This is a genomic window from Verrucosispora sp. ts21 (assembly GCF_002879555.1).
Lineage (GTDB): Bacteria > Actinomycetota > Actinomycetes > Mycobacteriales > Micromonosporaceae > Micromonospora > Micromonospora gifhornensis.
In genome coordinates, this window is sequence record NZ_PNOZ01000103.1 from 1 (window position 1) to 18695 (window position 18695).

Genomic DNA, 18695 nt, shown 5'->3' on the forward strand with positions numbered 1-18695 from the left:
GGAAGTAGGGGGTGGGGCCGGGTGGGGTGCCGGTCGCCGACGGCACCCCACCCGGGGATCAGGAGACGGTGCAGGGAGCGCCGTTGACCGTGATCAGGTTGGGGGCGGGGTTGGCGCCCTTGCCGGTGGTGGCGTTGAAGCCGAACATCGCGGTGCCGCCGGGGGCGATGTTGCCGTTGTACGACTCGTTCTTCGCGGTCACCGTGGCGCCGGACTGCTTCACGTCGGCCATCCACGCCTCGCGCACCTTGGCGTCACCGGTGAAGGCGAACTTGGCGGTCCAGCCGTTCAGGGTGGTGGTGCCGGTGTTGCGGATGGTCAGCTGGCCGGTGAAGCCGGTGCCGCCCTGCCAGGAGCCGTAGTTGGTGTACGTCACCGAGCAGCTGGGTGCCGGCACTGCCGCCGAGTCGCCCTGGTCGGCGAGGAACGAGGCGATCCAGGACAGCGCCGAGTTCCAGTTGATCGCCACCTCGTTCGTCGAGTAGGAGGCGATGTCGTCGACGTAGCAGAACATCGGGGCGCAGCCGGCGAGCAGCTGCTCCACGAACGGGTCCTGCAGGGCGGCGTTGGGACCGCCGGCCAGCGAGCCGGCGGGCGGCTTCGGCATGCTCGGGTCGAGCTGGTAGCCGAAGATGCGGCTGTGCTGGTTCTCCGCGGCGTGCTCGCCCCAACCGGTCACGTACGAGATGTTCAGCGCGTTGCGGCCGAAGATGTAGTCCATCGTCTGCACCGCGCCGTCGCGGTACTTGGCCTGCCCGGTCAGGTCGAAGGCGGTGGCCAGCACGACCGCGTTGTTGATCACGCTGCTGTTGCCGCCCCAGAAGTAGCTGCCGGGATCACCCGGCATCGGCAGCCCGTACGCCTGCCGGGCGATCTCGGCGAGGTAGCGGTCGGCGGCGTCGGTGACCGACGCCCGGATGCGGGTCACCTCGGCGGTCGGCAGCCCGCTGGGCACGGTGGCCAGGTCGAGGCGGCCCAGCGCGGCCACGCTCTGCCAGCCGAAGCCACGGGCGTCGAAAACGTCGCCGGTGTGGTGCGGCGAGGCGGTCAGGTCGGCCAGGTAGCCGGCCTCACCGGTGGTCAGGTACAGCTCGGCCGCCGCCCAGTAGAACTCGTCGGTGACGTTGCTGTCGTCGTACGCGCCACCGCCGTTGCCGTCGGTCGGGCTGGCGTACCGGGTCGGGTTGGCCTTCGCCGCGGCGTAGGCGGTCTTCGCCGCGGTGCCGCAGCGCTGCGCGAACTCGGCGTCGTACGGGGCGAACAGTCGGGCGCACTGGGCCGCGACGGCGGCCAGGTTCAGCGTGGCGGCGGTCGACGGCGGGTGCAGCTCGCGCAGCTCCGGGTCGTCCTCGGGCTGCAACGGCAGACCGGTCCAGTTCTGGTCGTGGATCTTGTGGTGGGCCATCCCGGCCAGCGGCTTGCCGGCCGGCACCTGCATGCGCAGCAGGAACTCCAGCTCCCAGCGGGCCTCGTCGAGGATGTCCGGTACCCCGTTGTCCCGCTCGGGCAGCCGCAGCGTGCCGTCGCCGAGGTCGGCGCCGAACCCGGCGGTGGCCGCGTTCTTGGTCCGCTCGAAGGCGCTCAGCAGCTGGTAGGTGGCGATGCCGCCGTTGACCACGTACTTGCCGTGGTCGCCCGCGTCGTACCAGCCGCCGCGCACGTCGAGCCGGTAGTCGCAGACGCCGGGCTGGCAGGGCACGTCGGTGTCGCCCTGGTTGGGTGCGACGCCCAGGTGTCCGGCCGGGCGGGCGTACTCCTCGCCGACCAGGTCACCGTCGATGGCGATGCCGCTGCGCTGGATGTAGAAGAACTGCAGCGCGTCCGAGCGCAGCTGCTCGTAGATCGTGCCGGAGATGTCGAACGGGTGGCTGACCTCGCCGTCCACGGTCAGCGTCACGCCCTGCCCCGGGGTGCGGTACGACGAGAAGTCGACCGAGTGGACGTTCTGGTCCGACGCCGGGTCGACACCGCGCGGGGTGGTGGTGCCGCTGGCCAGGACCGCACCGGAGGCGGACTTCAGCTGCCAGGGCAGCGCCTCGGTGGCGTCGGTGACCACTGTGGCGTTCTTCGGCCCGTGCGGCAGGTAGCCGACCTGGTTGACGCGGACCCGGGGGCCGGTGTCCGGCTCGTACGGCTCGGGCGGGTTGCCGCCGCGCAGCGAGACGTTGTCCAGGCAGACGGTCTGCTCCTGGGCGCCGCCGCCGACCTGGAAGATCAGCTGGGAGCGGCTGTCGTCGGTCGAGGCGACGAAGGTCCGCTCGACGCGTTGCAGGGTGGGCGTGGCAGCCGCGGTGACCGAGTAGTAGCCGGTGTAGGGCGCGCTGCCGAGTTGCAGCACGGCGGTCACCGACGTGCCCGGGGTCGCGTGCACGTCGAAGCCGAGGGTGTATTCGGCGCCGGCGATCAGCGGGACGCCGTCGTGGCCGATGCCGGCGTCCCACGGGTTGGCCAGGCCGCCGGCGACGGTGGTACACAACTCGCCGTCGACGACGCCGAGCGGGCCGGTGCCGAAGGAGAACCAGGGCGACGATCCGTTGCTGAAGTCGCCGTTGTTGATTTGTTCGGGGGCGTCTGCCGGGGGGTCGGCGTACGCGGTGCCGGCGGTGGTGCCGGCCAGCGCCACGGCGGTTGCCGCGGCGAGTACCGCGAGACGACGTCGGGGTGGCGTCACGGGGGGTCCTTCCGACGAACAGGGGGACGGGCGATTGGTGTCAGAAAAGAAGCTGGGAGCGCTCCCAGGTATCGGGCATGTTTCCAGGCGCAGCCGACCGTGTCAATCGATCGCACCCGATCTTCTTTCGGGGCGTTCAGCAGTGAGATTTGCCGCGCCACGCCCGGTCGTCCCGATCTCCTAGAGACAACCGCGCCCTTCGCCTGGCAGGCTGCGTGCCATGACCCTGAAGCTACGTTCTGCCGGAACGAGCGACTGTGGGCTGATCCGCAGCGGTAACCAGGACGCCCTGCACGCTGGTGCCTGGCTGGTCGCGGTCGCCGACGGCATGGGCGGCATGGCCGCTGGCGACCTGGCCAGTTCGATCGCCATCGAGGCGATGGCGCCGCTGGACGTGGAGACTCCCGAGCACGCGTTGGTAGCCGCCTTGCAGAGCGGCATCCAGTTGGCCACCGACCGGATCCGCCAGGCGGTCGCCGAGGATCCGCAGCGGCAGGGGATGGGCACCACACTGACCGCGCTGCTGTTCGCGCGTACCGGCAGCTGCCTGGCGTTGGCGCACGTGGGCGACTCCCGGGCGTACCTGTTCCGCGAGGGAGTGCTCAAGCAGATCACCCGGGACGACACCTTCGTGCAGATGCTCGTCGACCAGGGACTGATCACCCCCGACCAGGCCGGCAGCCACCCTCGCCGGGCCGTGGTCACCCAGGCGCTGCAGGGCGAGGAGATCTCACCGACGTACGCGACGATGGTGCCCTGGGCCGGCGACCGCTGGCTGCTGTGCAGCGACGGGCTGTCAAACGTCGTGAGCGCCGAGACCCTGGCCGAAGTGCTTGCCGAGTATCCGGACCGTCAGGAGTGCGCGCGTCGGCTGATCGACCTCGCCCTGCGGGCCGGTGGACCGGACAACGTCACTGTCGTCGTCGCGGACGTGGTCGACGAGGGCTGAGCCGGCCAGCGGGCGGTACCGCTTGCGGCATCCCGCCGAACACCGTGAGCGGGCACGGACGGGACGTTGCTCCGAGGGCGCTCGCCGTCACGGCGGTGAGACCTAGTGTTGGGCTGAGGCGGTCTGGTTCTCGACAACCCACCTGGCCGAGACAGCCGCCGTCTGCGGGATGCGCGCCGGCGAAGGGCGACGGTCGGCGATCCCACCTGCGTAATCCTGATCGACGGGGACAGGAGACCTGCATGGCTGTCAAGATCGAAGCGCCGGTACGCACCGAGCAGATCCGGCCGTTCACAGTGCAGATTCCCGAGGCGGAGCTCGACGCGTTGCGCAGGCGCATCGCGGCCACCCGCTGGCCGGAGAAGGAGACCGTCGACGACCAGTCGCAGGGCGTGCCGCTGGCCACCATCCAGGCACTCGCGCGTTACTGGGAGAACGAGTACGACTGGCGCAAGGTCGAGGCGAGACTGAACGCCCTGCCGCAGTTCCTGACCGAGATCGACGGCCTGGACATCCACTTCATCCACGTCCGGTCCCGGCACGAGGATGCGCTACCGCTGATCGTCACGCACGGCTGGCCCGGATCCGTGATCGAGCAGCTGAAGATCATCGGGCCGCTGACCGATCCGACGGCGTACGGGGCATCCGAGTCCGACGCCTTCCACCTGGTGATCCCGTCGTTGCCCGGCCACGGCTTCTCCGGCAAGCCGTCGGTGCCGGGGTGGGGGCCGGAGCATGTCGCCCGCGCCTGGACGGAACTGATGAGGCGGCTCGGCTACACCCGGTTCGTCGCCCAGGGCGGCGACTGGGGCGCGATCATCACCGACCTGATGGGGGTGCAGGCGCCGGCGGAGCTGCTCGGCATCCACACCAACATGCCCGGCGCGGTGCCACCGGACCTCGACGCGTTGTTCCAGTCCGACATCTCCGGGGCGACAAACGCGCTCGGCTCCCTGCCGGCCGGTCTCAGTGCCGAGGAGAGGCACGCCAGCGAGCAGTTGGACTTCGTGTGGAAGCACGTCGCGTACGCCCTGATGATGGCGACCCGGCCGCAGACGCTCACCGCGCTGGCGGATTCACCTGTGGGGCTGGCGGCGTTCCTGCTCGACCACGACGCCCGTAGCCTGGATCTGATCTCGCAGGCGTTCGCCGGACGTCAGGTGGGCCTCACCCGTGACGACGTCCTGGACAACATCACGCTCTACTGGCTGACGAACACGGCGGTCTCCGCGTCGCGCCTGTACGCGGAGAATCCGCTCTCCTTCTTCGCCACCAAGGGGGTCTCCGTACCGGCTGCGGTGAGCGCCTTCCCCGACGAGCTGTACCAGGCCCCGCGCAGCTGGGTCGAGCGTGCGTATCCGAATCTCGTCTACTACCACCGGCTGGACAAGGGCGGGCACTTCGCCGCCTGGGAGCAGCCGGAGGTCTTCGCCGAGGAGCTGCGCGCCGGTTTCCGGTCGCTGCGTTAGCGATGTCCTGAGTGCCGGTGGCGTCGCGGCGAGAGGTCCGTACGCCGCCCGAGTGAAACGCCGTCGACCTGGCTCCCGGCCGACGTCGGACAGCGGTAGCCCTCCAACGGGGGTGCTGCCGCTGTCCGACGTCGGTGTGCGTCTCTCGGCGCGGGCCGGGTCAGCGGCCGTCGGCGTCGTGGAGGCCGTCGACGAAGGCGGTCCAGGCCGACGGTGGGAACGTCAGCACCGGTCCGCCGCGGTCCTTGCTGTCCCGCACCGCGACATGACCGTCGAGTGTGGCGACCTCCACGCAGTTGCCGTTGCCCACACTGCGGGTGCTGGTGCGCCACTTCGCTCGGGACGGGTCGAGCGCGGTCATCGCGATCCCTTCATCGGTACTCAGGGTGATCGCGGCGACGCGATCACGTAAAGTAGCGAGAGGCCTCTTTGAGGCGGACCAGGGATGCCGCCGGATCCAGCGCCAGCTGGCGCAGCCTCTCGTGCACAAGGCTATACGAGCGCACCTGCGCAGCCTCTTCCAGTGCCAGGCCTGTCGTGAGATTTTCCAGGTAGACCACGGCGGCGTCGGCGGCGTCGGGGAACGTGAGGATCACGTACGGGGAGTTCAGTGCGGGGTGGCCGCCGGCCTCGAACGGTAGTACCTGGATTGTGACGTTCGGTAACTGAGCGACATCCTCCAAATAAGACAGTTGCCCCGCCATGACGCCTCGATCGCTAACCGGGCGTAACAACACGGACTCGTTCAACACCACCGACAGTTCGACCGGCTGATCGCCGCGCAGCACGTTCTGCCGGCGTAGTCGGGCGGCGACCTTGCGGTCGAGGTCCTCCTCGCCGGCGGTCAGGCGGTAGACCTCCCGGGCGTACGCCTCGGTCTGCAACAGGCCGGGCACCGCCTCGGCCTCGTACGTGCGCAGGGTGGCGGCCTCGGCCTCCAGGCCGACGTAGAACTCGAACCACTCCGGCAGCACGTCGCTGTAGTGCTGCCACCAGCCGCGTTGCTGCGCGCTGCGGGCGATCTCGATGAGCGCCTCGGCGTCGCTTCCGGTCACCTGGTACAGCGCCAGCGCGGCACGTACGTCGCGCGGCTTGATGCCGATCTGGGCGTTCTCGATGCGGGAAAGGTTGCTCTTGGACATGTCCAGCTGCCGGGCGGCGACATCCAGGGTCATTCCGGCGCGTTCGCGCAATTGACGTAGTTCCCGGGCGATGCGGCGGCGGCGGACAGTGGGGCTCGCGGTCACCCTCCGAGTCTGTCACGGGAAAACCTGCAGGTCGCATCAGCACGGAGTGCAACTGCCGAAAACGGGAGTTGCATTGAATGGGTCCTAGGTGCATGCTTGCCCCCGAGTTAGCGATCACAATGGACGGCGATTCGGGGGAGGACCGGTGCTCATCGCCGACGAGTTCTTCCTGATCGCGCACAACGACATCCGGGGCAAGGCGAAGCTGCATCCGGCGGCAACCGGCCTCGGTCTGGCCGGTGGCCTGCTCGGTGAGCTGATCCTCTACGGACACGTCACCGTCGCCAACGGTCAGGTCGGCGTGATCGACCGCCGCCCGCCCGCCGACGCGTTGGCGCACACCGTGCTCGACCAGCTGATCGGTGAGGCCCAGCACCAGTCGGTGCGCACCTGGCTCAGTTTCCTCGCGCAGACCGCGGTGACCGCGGTGGGGGAGCGGCTCGCCCGGGCCGGCGCGCTACGCCGGCAGGAGAGCCGCCGACTGCTGCGCACCACCGTCAGCTACGTACCGATCGACCCCAACGTGGCCGCCTGGCCGGCCACCCGGCTGCGCGCGGTGCTGGAACGCCCCGATCCGCCCAGCGTGCCTGACGCGCTGCTGCTCGGCCTCGTCGCCTCCGCCGGGTTGACCCGGGAGGTGCTGTGGAGCGCCGGCCCCCGCGCACACCACCGGCTCAATCTGATCATCCCCGCGTTGCCGGCGCCGCTGAAGGAACTCGTGGCGCACACCGAGGCCGCCGTGGGCGCGGCCGTGCTGCGCGGCATTCCCTGAGCCGGCACCCCCTACCCCTCACTCTCACACCGGAGCTCCCATGTCCTCCACAGTGACATCGCAGCGACCAAGCAACGTCTCCGAAGCGTTGGCCCGTGGCCGTCTCGGCGTACCCTCCGTGGTCTTCTTCGTCCTGTCCGCGGCGGCGCCGCTGACCGTGGTCGCCGGGGTGGTCACCACCGGCTACGGGGTCATCGGTGTGCTCGGCATCCCGCTGGCCTTCCTGGCGGTCGCCGCCGTGCTTGCCATCTTCTCCGCCGGCTACGTGGCGATGGCCCGCCGGATGGCCAACGCCGGCGCCTTCTACGCCTACGTCGCGCGTGGCCTGGGCCGCCCCGCCGGGGTGGGCACGGCCTGGGTCGCGCTGCTGGCCTACAACGCGTTGCAGGTCGGGCTCTACGGCACCATCGGCGCGGCGGCCACGCCGGTACTGGACCGGCTCTTCGGCATCACCCCACAGTGGTGGATCGTGGCGCTGGTGGCCTGGGCGCTGGTGGGGGTCCTCGGCCTGCTCCGGGTGGACATCAACGGCATGGTGCTGGCCGCGCTGCTCTGCGCCGAGATCGCCATCATCGTGCTGTTCGACCTGGGTCAGCTGAGCAACCCGGCCGCCGGTGGCGCCACCTTCGCGGCCTTCTCGCCGGACAACTTCTTCGTGCCGGGGGTCGGCGCGGTCCTGGTGCTGGCGATCCTGGGTTTCGTCGGCTTCGAGGCCTCGGTGGTGTTCAGCGAGGAGAGCAAGGACCCGAAGCGGACCGTACCGATGGCCACCTACCTGTCCGTGGCGATCATCGGCGTGATCTACGCGCTCTCCTCGTGGAGCATGACGGTCGCCGTGGGACCGGACCGCATCGTCGAGGAGGCCGGCACCCAGAGCATCGACCTGATCTTCAACCTCGCCGGGGCGCACCTGGGCGACACCGTGCTCACCATCGGCCAGGCGCTCTTCCTGACCTCGGTGCTGGCCGCCATGATCTCGTTCCACAACACGACCGCCCGGTACGCCTTCGCGCTCGGCCGGGAGCGGGTGCTGCCGGCGGCGTTCGGGCGGACCTCGCCGGTCACCGGCGCGCCCCGGGCCGCCTCGCTGGCGCAGAGCGCGCTCGGCCTGGCGGTGATCCTGCTGTACGCCGTCAACGGCTGGGACCCGGTGCTGCAACTGTTCTTCTGGCTGGGCACCAGTGGCGGCTTCGGTGTGCTGCTGCTGATCGCGACGACCGCGATCGCGATCATCGTGTACTTCGCGCGCAGCGGTGAGCAGGAGACCCTGTGGCGCCGGCTGATCGCTCCCGGCATCGCCGCGATCGCGCTGTTCGCGATCATCGTGTTGGCGGTGCAGAACTTCGCCAACCTGCTCGGCGTGGAACCCGACTCGCCGCTGCGCTGGCTCTTCCCGGCGGCGTACCCGGTCGCCGCCGCGATCGGTGTGCTCTGGGGTGTGGTGCTGCGGCGCACCCGCCCCGACACGTACGCCCGGATCGGACTGGGTGCGGAGAGCACCGCGGCGGTCGTCGGGTTGCCCCCGGCGGACACCGATCCGGTGCAGCCCACGACGGGGGTGCGGTGATGACGCAGGCGGACATCGAGCGCCTCGGCCCCACTGACGCGCGGTGGGTGGCCGAACGGATCGCCGAGGCGTTCCTGGTGCTGGACGCGACCCGGTGGCTGGTGCCGGACGAGGCCAAGCGGGAAGCGGTGCTGGCCGCCCAGTTCGAGATCGTCGTGTCGCACGCGCTGCGGCACGGGCTGGTCTTCGGCACCGCAGACCGGGTCGGCGTGGCCGTCTGGCTGCCGTCGGTCGGCGATCCGCTGCCCGAGCCGGAGGACTACGACGCCCGGCTGGCCGCCGCGTGCGGGGAGTGGACGCCCCGCTTCGCCCACCTCGACGAGCTGTTCGCGGCGAACCACCCGCATGCCGACCACCACCATCTGGCGATGCTGGCCGTGCGGCCGGACCGCCAGGGCACGGGTGTCGGGAGCGCGTTGATGCGGCACCACCATGCCTGGCTGGACGCCAACGGCGTACCGGCCTATCTGGAGGCGAGCAGCGAGACCAGCCGGGACCTGTACGCGCGGCACGGTTACCGGGTCTCCGAGCCGTTCCGGCTGCCGGACGGCACGCCGTTCTGGCCGATGTGGCGAGAACCGGGCAACAACTGAGAATGACCCCGGACACGACGATGGCCGGGCCCGCCGGCCCGGCCATCGTCGCCACCCCCTCCTAGTACGTTCCGTCGAGCTGCCCCCGCAGCTTCGTCAGTGCCCGGGCCAGCAGCCGGGACACGTGCATCTGCGAGACGCCGATCTGGTCGGCGATCTGCGACTGCGTCAGGTTTCCGTAGAAGCGCAGCGTCAGGATCTTCTGCTCGCGCTCGTCCAGCGTGGCCAGTGCCGGGCCCAGCGCCACCCGCAGCTCGGCCAGCTCGAACTCGCTGTCCTCGCCGCCGAGCATGTCGCCGAGCTCGGTCGCCCGGTCGCCGTCGCCGGTGGGCGTGGACAGCGACACCGCGTTGTAGGCGCGGGCACCCTCCAGGCCCTCCAGCACCTCTTCCTCGGTGAGCTTGAGGTGGGCGGCGATGTCGGCGACCGTCGGCGAGCGGCCGAGGGTCTGCAGCAGCGAGCTGTTGGCGTCCGAGATGGCCAGGCGCAGTTCCTGCAACCGGCGGGGGACCCGGATGTCCCAGGTGCGGTCGCGGAAGTGGCGCTTGAGCTCGCCGATGATGGTGGGGATCGCGTAGCCGGCGAAGTCGACGCCGCGCGTGGGATCGAACTTGTCGATCGCCTTGATCAGGCCGACCGCCGCGGTCTGGGCCAGGTCGTCGGTCGGCTCGCCCCGGCCGCTGTAGCGGTGGGCGAGGTGGTTCGCCAGCGGCAGCCATGCCTCGATGGCCCGGTCGCGCAGCGCGGCACGGGACGGGTGCCCGGCGGGTAGCGCGGCCATCGCGTTGAGCAGGTCGGTGGCGCTGTCGGTGAGCGCTCGCGGGTCGAGCTTCGCCGCGGTCGTCGGTGCGGTTGCCGGCTCGGTTGCCGGCTCGGTGATCGTTGGCGCGGTCATGGTGGTCCTCCCTGCACCTCGTCCGCGGATAAAGACGTGACGCTTTGGTTGGGCGCTGTTCGTACGTTCGGGAGTCACCATAGCCTGATAGTGCGGCGGAAATCTAGCCGAACGGACGATGTCTTTAAGTGATTTTAAGTCGCTAAACGACATGAATCAGACACGTGTCGGTGGTTTCGATGGCGCAAAGATGGTGACTGTCGCGTTTTCGTCCTTGTCCCGTGGACGGGACTGGACGTAGCGTCGCGGTACATCCCCTGTCCGGAGGCGCCGTGCTCGACCCTGCCGTACCCCACCTCGTGGTCAACAGCCGCGCGCTCTACTTCAGCTGGCTACCGGCGGATCCCGACGCGGTGGCCGCGCTCGTCCCGGCCGGCCTGCGACCGCATCCGGACCGGCAGGTGTTCATGAACCAGTACGTGGTCGACGACGCCGCCCAGACCTCCGGGTTCGGCGCGTACTCGCTTGCCTATCTCGGGGTGACCCTGGCCGACGTGCCCGCCCCGGACGGGGTGACCCCGGGCGGCTGGTGGACCCACTACGTGACCTCCAGCGAACAGGTCCGCGGCTACGCCCTCGCCCGCGGCGCTCCCGCCCTGGCCGGAAGCACCACCATCAGGTCGGACCACGACAAGGTGGTGGCCGAGACGGAGATCGGTGGGGTGCCGGTGATCCGGTCCCAGGCCCGCGTCGGTGAGACGGGCACCAGCATGCACAACGGTCACCACCGCTACCTCACCGCCCTGGGCGGGCAGCTGGTCAGCAGCATCTATCCGGTCGTCTCCGAACCGGTCGGCGAGTTCGAGATCGAGTCGGTGGAGTTCCTCGAACCCGAGCATCCGATCTACGCGCTGCGTCCGGAGAACCCGCTCACCATCGCCTGGGGCTATTACGCCCCGCGGTCGTCGTTCGCCTACCCGGGCGGGCTGACGGTGTGGGGCGAATTGGAGCCGTCCGGTGGCGCGACGGGGGTTTCCGCGGGCCCATACGGGTAACCCAGGGGCTGGATCGGCATACACCCCTACCTCGAGGAGGCCGCACCATGCCCGGCGAGACGACGCGCGCTGTGACCGAGCACCGCGAGCAGGCGGTGGAGGGGGAGCGGGGAGCGCTGTTGGCCGTACTGGTGATGGTGGTGCTCGGCGTGGCCGGGATATTCGCCGTTTCCTGACCAGCGGGGGCGCCCCGGTCGCATCGGGCGCCCCCATCTGTCGTCACGATCGGGTCAGGGCCGCGAACGCCCTGCATGCCGCCAGCGAGGAGTGACCCGGCACCGGCCGTGGAAGGTCGTCGGGACTGCAGTCCGGGCGCTGTTCAGGCCGGGTGCGGCGAGAACCGCAGCGCGTGCAGCGCCTGGTAGAACGGCCGGTGGTACGCCTCCAGCGCGGCCAGCCGGGGGTCGTTGTCGGGGCGTACCTCGTGGCGGGTGGTCCGGGTGGTGAAGCCGCTGCTCGCCTCCACCTCCCGGTGCCACGCCCGGGTGCGCGCGAAGGCCTGCTGCTCGCCGGGCTGCCAGCGCAGCGCCTCCGGGCGGTGCGGGAGCCCGGTCACCTGGCAGAACCGCTCGGTGGCCGCCTCCGGTGTGGCGGCCACCTCGTCGCCGTCGAGCACCAGCGGGACCTCCCCGGTGACCGCGCGGACCGCCTCGACCATGCCGTGCAGTCGTTCGAAGCCGATCTCGTCGCATTCGACCGACTGGTTCATCGCGTAGTGCGAGGCGACCACGGCGGCCGGGTCCCGGATCATGAAGGTGTTGGTGACGTCGGTGTAGAGCCGCCGGTCGCGCAGGATCTCGTCGTAGGGGTAGTCGGTGGTCTCCTTGAGGAAGACCCGCTGTCCGCTGCGCCGGCCGAGGGCGAGCAGCAGGTCGAAGAGTTCACCGATGCTGGCGGCGCGCTCGCCGTCGATGTCGAAGTGCCCCACGGCCGCCAGGTTGGAGAAGGGTTCGTGCACGACGGCCAGGTCACCGCGCTCGATCAGCATCCGCAGGAACGCCGTGGAGCGGGAGCGCGGCACCGCCCAGAGGGCGATCACCGGGGTGCCGCTCACTGGGACCAGGCGGTGGGTTGGCGGTCCCAGCGGTGCTCGCGCAGCCGGGCCAGTACCGACTCCTCCAGCGGGGGCGCGTCACTGGTGGCCAGGTTCGCGTGCACATGATGGATCTTGCGCATGCCGGGGATGACCGTGCTGACCGTCGGGTGCGCGAGGATGAACCGCAGCGCCAGCTCCGGCATGGTCATCCCGTCCGGTACGTCCTTGGCCAGCGCCTCGGCCCGCGCGACGCTGGCGGCGAGGTTCTCCGGCACGAAGTAGCTGTTGCGCCAGTCACCCTCGGGCCAGGTGCTCTCCATGGTCAGGGTGCCGGTCAGCGTCCCCTCGTCGAAGGGCACCCGGGCGATCACCGCCACGTCCAGCTCCTGGCAGAGACCGAAGAGTTCGTCCTCCGGGGCCTGGTCGAAGATGTTGTAGATCACCTGGACGGCGTCCACCAGGCCGGTACGCATCGCGGCCATGCCGTTCCACGGTTCCCAGCGGTTGAGGCTGAGCCCGATCCCGGTGACCAACCCCGACTCGCGCAGCTCCCGCACCATGTCCTGCCAGCGTGGATCCTCGGCCCAGGAGTCCTCCCAGACGTGGAACTGCAACAGGTCGATCCGCTCGACGCCGAGGTTCTCCAGGCTCTTGTGCAGGTACTCCCGGACGTGGTCGGCCGGGAAGACGTCCTCGAGCCTCGACTCCCTGGTGGACGGCCAGTTACGGTCCTTCGGCGGGATCTTGGTGGCCACGTAGAGCCGGCGGTCCGGATGCCGGCGCAGCAGCTCACCGAGGAGCACCTCGCTGTGGCCGCGGCCGTAGATCCAGGCGGTGTCGAAGAAGTTGCAACCCCCCTCGACCGCCGCGTCGAGGGCGGCGTGGCCGGTGGCGTCGTCGGCGCCGCTCCAACCCCCCTCGCCACCGGCGATGCCCCACATGCCGTAACCGACGTCACTGACCGACCAGCCCAACCGACCGAACCTGCGGTACTGCACGGACCTCTCCTGTCCTGTCGCTGCCTTCGATGGTGGTGCGGGACCGGGCCGGGCGCCGGTGACGTGCCGTCAGCGCAGGCCGACGATCGGCTCGCGCCACCGGTTGCCGCCGGTGCCGAAGCGGGTCTGCTGGTCGTGGCCGACCCCGGGGGCGTCGATGCCGGCGACCCGGGCGGTGCCCCGGTGCAGGACCAGCCGAACCGTGGCGGTGGCCGGGCGGACCAGCTCGTCGATCGCCGCGCGGGCGGCCGCCGCGACCGGACTGGCGTAGCGGGCCTCGTAGACCGCCGCGCCGAGCACCGGCCCGAGCGACTGGTAGAGCCCTCGGGCGTGCGGATCGAGGCAGACCTCCAGCACCCGCTGCCAGGCGGTGTCGAGGATCTCCAGCCCGGGTGCCTCGTAGACGCCCCGGCACCGGGTGCCGATGATCCGGCGTTCCACCACGTCGCGCAACCAGACGCCGTGCCGGGCACCGAGATCCCGGGCGGTACGCAGCACGTCGACCGGGTCGGGACCGCTGCCGTCGACATCGGTGACCCGGCCGGCGTCGAAGCTGACCGCGACCGTCTCGGCCTGTGCCGGTGCCTCGCTCGGATAGACGCTCCAGCGGGGTGTCAGGCTGCCGGCGTCGACCGGGGTGGCCAGATCCTCCAGGGCCGAGGACTCGTGCGACGCGCCGGCGAGGCAGGCGTCGGTGGAGCGGTCGGCGTCGCTGCCCCGGTCGAGGAAGAAGCCGGCGTCTTTGACCGCGTTGAGCATGGCGCCCCGGCCGGCGGCGAAGCGCTCGAGGGCGTCCGGGTCGGTCCAGGGGGCGTAGACCCGAAGGTCGGGGGCGAACTCCCGAGCGTACGCGGCGAAGCGACGCTGGTCGTTGCCGCCGCCCACGCAGCCGTGCGCGAGCACCGTGCAGCCGTCGGCCCGCAGCACCGGGGTCAGCTGCTCGACGAGGACGAGCCGGGCCGCACCGGTGGTGTTCCAGTAACCGCCGTCATGTCGCGCCTGGTAACGCAGCAGGTCGAGACCGATCTCGGCCATCCGGGGGCGCAGGTCGACGACGCTGGCCGGCAGGCCGGCGTCGCGCAGCGAGGCGACCAGGTCGGCGATCTCGTCCGGGTCGCTCTGTCCCAGGTCGGCGACGTAGTGGTGACTGGCCACGCCCTGCTCCCGTAGCCACACACCGAGGGCCAGACTGGAGAGGCCACCGGCCTGGAAGACGCCGACGCGTTGGTCGGCGAGGTCCCCGTGTCGCATGTGTTCGGTGCCTCTCGTCATTGGGCAGCACTGCCCGTTAGGGCTCCTGGCAGGGCCGGCACACCCTAGCAACCTGATCCGTCACTCATCAAGGACTGTCGCGACAAGCTGGTCTATGTTAAAAACGTAACTCGATTTGCGTAAATCGAATCCGAGCCGACGATCGGCAACCATTATTTCGGTCATATCACACCCAGATCCACTATGGCCTGACGATTCCCAGTGAATCGCCGGTCCTCGACCGTGCGCGCTGGCGACACCTGCCGGCGGCACGGCAGAAGGGACGAGCGTTGGACGCCCGATCATCCGCACCACGACCCGCCGCTACGCTCCGGGCCGGTCTCGGGCCCATCCTGCCGGTGCCGGCCGAAAGCTCGGTCATCGACCTCTTCGAGGCCACGGTGGCGCGGACCCCGGACCGGCCGGCCGTCCGCTTCCGCGACCAGACCCTCACGTTTCGCAAGCTCAACCAGCATGCCGAGGCGCTGGCCGAGAGTCTGGTCGAGCGCGGGGTGGGCGTCGGTGACTTCGTCCCGCTGGTCATCGCCGAGGGCGTCGAGTTTCCGATCGGTCTGCTGGCGGCGATGAAGGTCGGTGCCCCCTTCGTGCCGGTCGACCCGGGCTGGCCGGCGTCCCGGCTCGCCGAACTCTTCCGTCAACTCTCGCCCCGGGTCGTCCTCGCCGTGGCCGCCACTGCACCGGCACTGGTCGGCCTCGGCACCGCCGACCATGTTCTGATAATTGACCGCACACAATTGGTGAGCGGAACTCCGACCGGCCCACGCCCCGGCCCGGACGACCTGATTTACGGGTATTTCACCTCCGGCTCCACCGGCACTCCCAAATGCGCACTGAACAGACATCGGGGTCTGGTCAACCGGCTCGCGGCAATGTCACACCACTTCGGTGACGGCGCCGAGCAAATCGTGTTGCAGAACAGCAAGCCGACCTTCGACTCCTCGATGTGGCAACTGCTCTGGCCGTTGACCACCGGCGGTCAGGTGGTCCTGCCCGACCGGCAGGGCATCCTGGACCTGGAGCAGACCTGCCACATCCTCGGCCGGTACGCGGTGACCATCACCGACTTCGTCCCCTCGGTGCTCGGCGCACTGGTCAGCCTCCTCGAACTCCGGGCCGACCTCTGCGCCGAACTGGCCGGTCTGCGCCGGATGCTGATCGGTGGCGAGGAAGCCAACGGTGCGGTGCTCGACCGCCTCTGGAAGCTCCTGCCCGACCTGCGGGTGACCAACACCTTCGGCCCGACCGAGTGCTCGATCGGCTCCGTCTTCCACGAGATCACCGAGGTCACCGGCCGAATCCCCCTCGGCACCGCCATCGGCAACACCGCCGCCGTGGTGCTCGACGACGCACGTCGCCCAGTGCCCCCGGAGACCGTCGGCGAGATCTACATCGGTGGCCTCTGCGTCGGCGCCGGCTATCTCGGTGATCCGGAGCGCACGGCCCGGGCCTTCGTGCCCAACCCGTTCCCCGAGATCGCCGGTGACCTGCTCTACCGCACCGGGGACCTGGGTCACCACACCCCGGACGGGCTGCTGATGTTCGACGGCCGCCGCGACGACCAGGTCAAGGTCGGCGGGGTCCGCATCGAACTGGCCGAGGTGGAGCGGGTCCTCGCCGCGCACCCGGCGGTACGTGGCGCCGCGGTGATCGTCCGGGGCGAGGGCGACGCCCGGTCCCTGGCAGCCTTCGTGAGTCTGCGGTCCGACGAGTCCCACACCGTCACCCCGGCCACCCTGGTCGACTGGCTGCGGGCGTCGCTGCCCCCGGAGACCGTGCCCCGGGCGGTGACCGTGGTGGACGAGATTCCGCTGACCCCACACGGCAAACTCGACCGGCGCGCCCTGGAGCAGATGGCCCGGACGGCCGCCGGCAGTGCTCCGGTGGAGGCGCCCGGCAGCCCGGCGGAGGAGCTGGTCGCCTCGGCCTGGTGTGAGGTGCTCGGCCGCGCCGAGGTCTCGGTCAGCGTGCCCTTCGCCGACTACGGCGGCACCTCGCTGCTCACCCACCAGCTCGCCGCACTGCTCGGCCTGCGCCAGGCCCGTCCGGTGTCCCTGGCCCACCTGCTGGCGGCCGACACCGTACGGGCCCAGGCCCGGCTGCTGGGTAGCGGGCAGAGCGACACCGGCGCAGCGGTGGATCTCGCGCTGCTGGCCCGCGACGCCGACCCGAGCGACCTGGTCGGTGCCGGCGTGCCGCCGGCACCGACGCTGGCCCGACAGCTGCTGCTGACCGGGGTCACCGGTTTCGTCGGCGCGCACGTACTGGCCGAGTTGGTGACCCGGCCGGAGGTCGAGCTGCACTGCCTGGTCCGGGCGGCCGATCCGGCTGCCGGAGCGGCCCGGCTGGTGGCGGTGCTGCGGGCGTACGGGCTGACCGACGCGCTCACCGCCCTGGAGCACGCCCTGGTGCAGGGGCGGGTCCGGGTGGTCACCGGTGACCTGGGCGCACCGCTGCTCGGCCTCGACGACACCGCCTTCCGGGCCCTGGCCGGCGCGGTGGACGCGGTGGTGCATGCCGGTGCACTGGTCAACTTCCTGCGCGACTACGGCGCCCACCGGGGCCCCAACGTGTTCGGCACCGGTGAGCTGGTCCGGCTCGCCGCCGCCGGATCCGGCTGCCGGCTGCACGTGCTCTCCACGTTCAGCGTCTTGTCCGCCGCGGCGCGCGGCACGTCCGGGACGCCGATCGGCCCGGACCGGTTGCCCGGACTGGACGAGCCGCTCCCGCCGGGCGGGTACGACCAGTCCAAGCTGGTCGCCGAGCACCTGCTGGAGCGGGCCCGCGGCTTCGGGGTCGACGCGGTGGTCTACCGGCTCGGCGAGATCTGGCCGCACCGTCGGATCGGGCTGCCGAACCGGGCGTCACTGGCGCACTCGGTGGTCTACGCGGCGGCGCGTACCGGGGTGGTCTTTCCGACCGGGGCGCGCACCGACCACCTGCCGGTGGATCTGCTGGCCGGCTGTCTGGCCGACGCGGTCCTCGGTGCGGCACCTGCGGCCGGCGGCACGGTGCACCTGCTCCGACCCGGTGGTCTCGGGTACGCGGAGATCTTTGCCCGGCTGGCCGAGGCCGGTGCCGAACACCTCGGCTACGCCGAGTTCCGGGCCCGGCTGAGCGCGCTGGCGGCGTCCGGCGACGCGGACGAGCGGCTGGTCCGGGTGGCGATGCTGTTGCCGGCGCCGCAGGGCACCGACCCGGTCGCCCCGGCCAGCTTCGACCGTCTCTTCACCGACAGCTCCGCGCACTTCACCTCCAGTGAGCCGGCCGGGCAGGCCTTCGCGGCCGGTTCCCCGTTGGCGGACCTGGCGGCGTTTCTTGATCGGTTGGATGTGGCAAGGTAGTGCCTTTCTTCGGAACCTCCGTTCACTGTGGTTGGTGTCTGTGCTGATCGATCCTGGCCTGTTGGCCGTCTTCCTCGTCGCGGTGCTGGTCATCTGCGTGACGCCCGGCCCGGACATGCTCTACATCCTGGCCACCTCGGTCAGCCAGGGCATCCGGGCCGGGTTGGTGGCGTCGGTCGGCATGTCCCTGGGCATGCTGGTGCACACCGTGCTGGTCTCGCTCGGCCTGGCGGCACTGATGGCTGCCGTGCCGGTGCTCTTCGACGTGATCAAGTACGTCGGTGCCGCCTACCTGGTCTACATCGGTGTCCGGGCCTGGTTGGACTCCTCGTCGGCGTCGGAGGTCCAGGAGCGTGCGGTAGTGCCGCTGCGTACGGTGCTCTGGCGTGCCACCATGACGAACCTGCTCAACCCCAAGATCGTCCTGTTCTACCTGGCCTTCCTGCCGCAGTTCGTCGATGCCGACGCCGGGGGCGCGGGTGCGCAGCTGCTGGTGCTGGGGCTGCTCTTCGTGCTGGTGGGGCTGCTGGTCGACTCGGTGATCGCGCTCGCCGCCGGTCGGCTGGGGGAGTGGCTGCACCGGCGGCACCGGGTCGACAAGCTGCTCAACCGGATCGCCGGCACGGTCTTCGTGGCCCTCGCCGCCCGCCTGGTCTTTCTCTGATCCTCCACCGGTACCGCATGGCCTCGCCCTCACGGTACGGGTGCGCCCGGCAGAGCGCGCTGTGACCGAGCACCGCGAGCAGGCGGTGGAGGGGGAGCGGGGAGCGCTGTTGGCCGTACTGGTGATGGTGGTGCTCGGCGTGGCCGGGATATTCGCCGTTTCCTGACCAGCGGGGGCGCCCCGGTCGCATCGGGCGCCCCCATCTGTCGTCACGATCGGGTCAGGG

The 18695-nt window shown here is 70.6% G+C and carries 15 protein-coding genes; 8 read left to right on the forward strand and 7 right to left on the reverse strand.

Going from position 1 to position 18695, the window contains the following annotated elements; genetic code table 11:
* Positions 1-58: 58 nt before the first annotated feature.
* The gene (locus C1A38_RS27860; RefSeq protein ID WP_102660674.1) at positions 59-2671 is read right to left on the reverse strand and encodes a glycoside hydrolase family 9 protein; all 2613 of its coding nucleotides are present in this window, start codon (positions 2669-2671) and stop codon (positions 59-61) included.
* Between the two features lie 220 nt (positions 2672-2891).
* Here C1A38_RS27860 and C1A38_RS27865 point away from each other — a divergent pair, with 220 nt between their 5' ends.
* Both C1A38_RS27865 and C1A38_RS27870 read left to right on the forward strand, forming a co-directional pair.
* Positions 2892-3620 (forward strand): PP2C family protein-serine/threonine phosphatase, encoded by a 729-nt coding sequence (locus C1A38_RS27865; RefSeq protein WP_102660675.1) that lies wholly within the window; start codon positions 2892-2894, stop codon positions 3618-3620.
* A gap of 242 nt (positions 3621-3862) precedes the next feature.
* Positions 3863-5089 carry an epoxide hydrolase family protein gene (locus C1A38_RS27870; RefSeq protein WP_102660676.1) on the forward strand — a complete coding sequence of 409 codons (1227 nt, stop codon included), beginning with the start codon at positions 3863-3865 and terminating at the stop codon, positions 5087-5089.
* Between the two features lie 160 nt (positions 5090-5249).
* On the opposite strand, the gene C1A38_RS27875 is transcribed toward C1A38_RS27870, so the two are convergent.
* Both C1A38_RS27875 and C1A38_RS27880 read right to left on the reverse strand, forming a co-directional pair.
* Positions 5250-5450, reverse strand: a complete 201-nt coding sequence (locus C1A38_RS27875) for a DUF397 domain-containing protein (protein WP_102660677.1) — start codon at positions 5448-5450, stop codon at positions 5250-5252.
* A gap of 43 nt (positions 5451-5493) precedes the next feature.
* Positions 5494-6336: a helix-turn-helix domain-containing protein gene (locus tag C1A38_RS27880; RefSeq protein WP_102660678.1), complete on the reverse strand. Its 843-nt coding sequence runs from the start codon at positions 6334-6336 to the stop codon at positions 5494-5496.
* Positions 6337-6481: 145 nt separating this feature from the next.
* Between C1A38_RS27880 and C1A38_RS27885 the strand changes: the two genes are divergently transcribed.
* Genes C1A38_RS27885 through C1A38_RS27895 form a run of 3 tightly spaced genes read left to right on the forward strand, consistent with a single transcriptional unit; the run spans position 6482 to position 9268 of the window.
* On the forward strand, positions 6482-7108 hold the full coding sequence (locus C1A38_RS27885) for a GOLPH3/VPS74 family protein (RefSeq protein WP_102660679.1): 627 nt from the start codon (positions 6482-6484) through the stop codon (positions 7106-7108).
* Positions 7109-7148: 40 nt separating this feature from the next.
* Positions 7149-8675 carry an APC family permease gene (locus tag C1A38_RS27890; protein WP_102660680.1) on the forward strand — a complete coding sequence of 509 codons (1527 nt, stop codon included), beginning with the start codon at positions 7149-7151 and terminating at the stop codon, positions 8673-8675.
* Positions 8675-9268 carry a GNAT family N-acetyltransferase gene (locus C1A38_RS27895; protein WP_102660681.1) on the forward strand — a complete coding sequence of 198 codons (594 nt, stop codon included), beginning with the start codon at positions 8675-8677 and terminating at the stop codon, positions 9266-9268. Before C1A38_RS27890 ends, C1A38_RS27895 begins: the two co-directional genes overlap by 1 nt.
* Positions 9269-9329: 61 nt before the next feature.
* Here the strand turns inward: C1A38_RS27895 and C1A38_RS27900 are convergent, their stop codons facing one another.
* Positions 9330-10163 carry a SigB/SigF/SigG family RNA polymerase sigma factor gene (locus C1A38_RS27900; RefSeq protein WP_102660682.1) on the reverse strand — a complete coding sequence of 278 codons (834 nt, stop codon included), beginning with the start codon at positions 10161-10163 and terminating at the stop codon, positions 9330-9332.
* Positions 10164-10435: 272 nt separating this feature from the next.
* On the opposite strand from C1A38_RS27900, the gene C1A38_RS27905 reads away from it, so the two are divergent.
* Positions 10436-11158 carry an acetoacetate decarboxylase family protein gene (locus C1A38_RS27905; RefSeq protein WP_102660683.1) on the forward strand — a complete coding sequence of 241 codons (723 nt, stop codon included), beginning with the start codon at positions 10436-10438 and terminating at the stop codon, positions 11156-11158.
* Between the two features lie 319 nt (positions 11159-11477).
* On the opposite strand, the gene C1A38_RS27910 is transcribed toward C1A38_RS27905, so the two are convergent.
* The 3 genes from C1A38_RS27910 to C1A38_RS27920 form a co-directional block, all read right to left on the reverse strand.
* Positions 11478-12212 carry a sulfotransferase-like domain-containing protein gene (locus tag C1A38_RS27910; protein WP_102660684.1) on the reverse strand — a complete coding sequence of 245 codons (735 nt, stop codon included), beginning with the start codon at positions 12210-12212 and terminating at the stop codon, positions 11478-11480.
* A complete protein-coding gene (locus C1A38_RS27915) occupies positions 12209-13192 on the reverse strand; it encodes an aldo/keto reductase (protein WP_102660685.1) in 984 nt (327 codons plus the stop codon). The genes C1A38_RS27910 and C1A38_RS27915 overlap by 4 nt, the downstream gene beginning before the upstream one ends.
* Positions 13193-13261: 69 nt before the next feature.
* Positions 13262-14443, reverse strand: coding sequence for an argininosuccinate synthase domain-containing protein (locus tag C1A38_RS27920; RefSeq protein ID WP_013732622.1), 1182 nt, complete (start codon positions 14441-14443; stop codon positions 13262-13264).
* A 359-nt stretch (positions 14444-14802) separates the two neighbouring features.
* Here C1A38_RS27920 and C1A38_RS27925 point away from each other — a divergent pair, with 359 nt between their 5' ends.
* Positions 14803-17805: a non-ribosomal peptide synthetase gene (locus tag C1A38_RS27925; protein ID WP_146017641.1), complete on the forward strand. Its 3003-nt coding sequence runs from the start codon at positions 14803-14805 to the stop codon at positions 17803-17805.
* Between the two features lie 40 nt (positions 17806-17845).
* Entirely contained in the window at positions 17846-18469 is a 624-nt protein-coding gene (locus tag C1A38_RS27930; RefSeq protein WP_204291456.1) for a LysE family translocator, read from the forward strand.
* Positions 18470-18695 lie beyond the last annotated feature (226 nt).

Coding starts and splice junctions, on each gene's coding strand:
- C1A38_RS27865 (WP_102660675.1), top strand. CDS start 2,892: ATGACCCTGAAGCTACGTTCTGCCGGAACGAGCGACTGTGGGCTGATC.
- C1A38_RS27870 (WP_102660676.1), top strand. CDS start 3,863: ATGGCTGTCAAGATCGAAGCGCCGGTACGCACCGAGCAGATCCGGCCG.
- C1A38_RS27875 (WP_102660677.1), bottom strand. CDS start 5,450: ATGACCGCGCTCGACCCGTCCCGAGCGAAGTGGCGCACCAGCACCCGC.
- C1A38_RS27890 (WP_102660680.1), top strand. CDS start 7,149: ATGTCCTCCACAGTGACATCGCAGCGACCAAGCAACGTCTCCGAAGCG.
- C1A38_RS27895 (WP_102660681.1), top strand. CDS start 8,675: ATGACGCAGGCGGACATCGAGCGCCTCGGCCCCACTGACGCGCGGTGG.
- C1A38_RS27900 (WP_102660682.1), bottom strand. CDS start 10,163: ATGACCGCGCCAACGATCACCGAGCCGGCAACCGAGCCGGCAACCGCA.
- C1A38_RS27920 (WP_013732622.1), bottom strand. CDS start 14,443: ATGCGACACGGGGACCTCGCCGACCAACGCGTCGGCGTCTTCCAGGCC.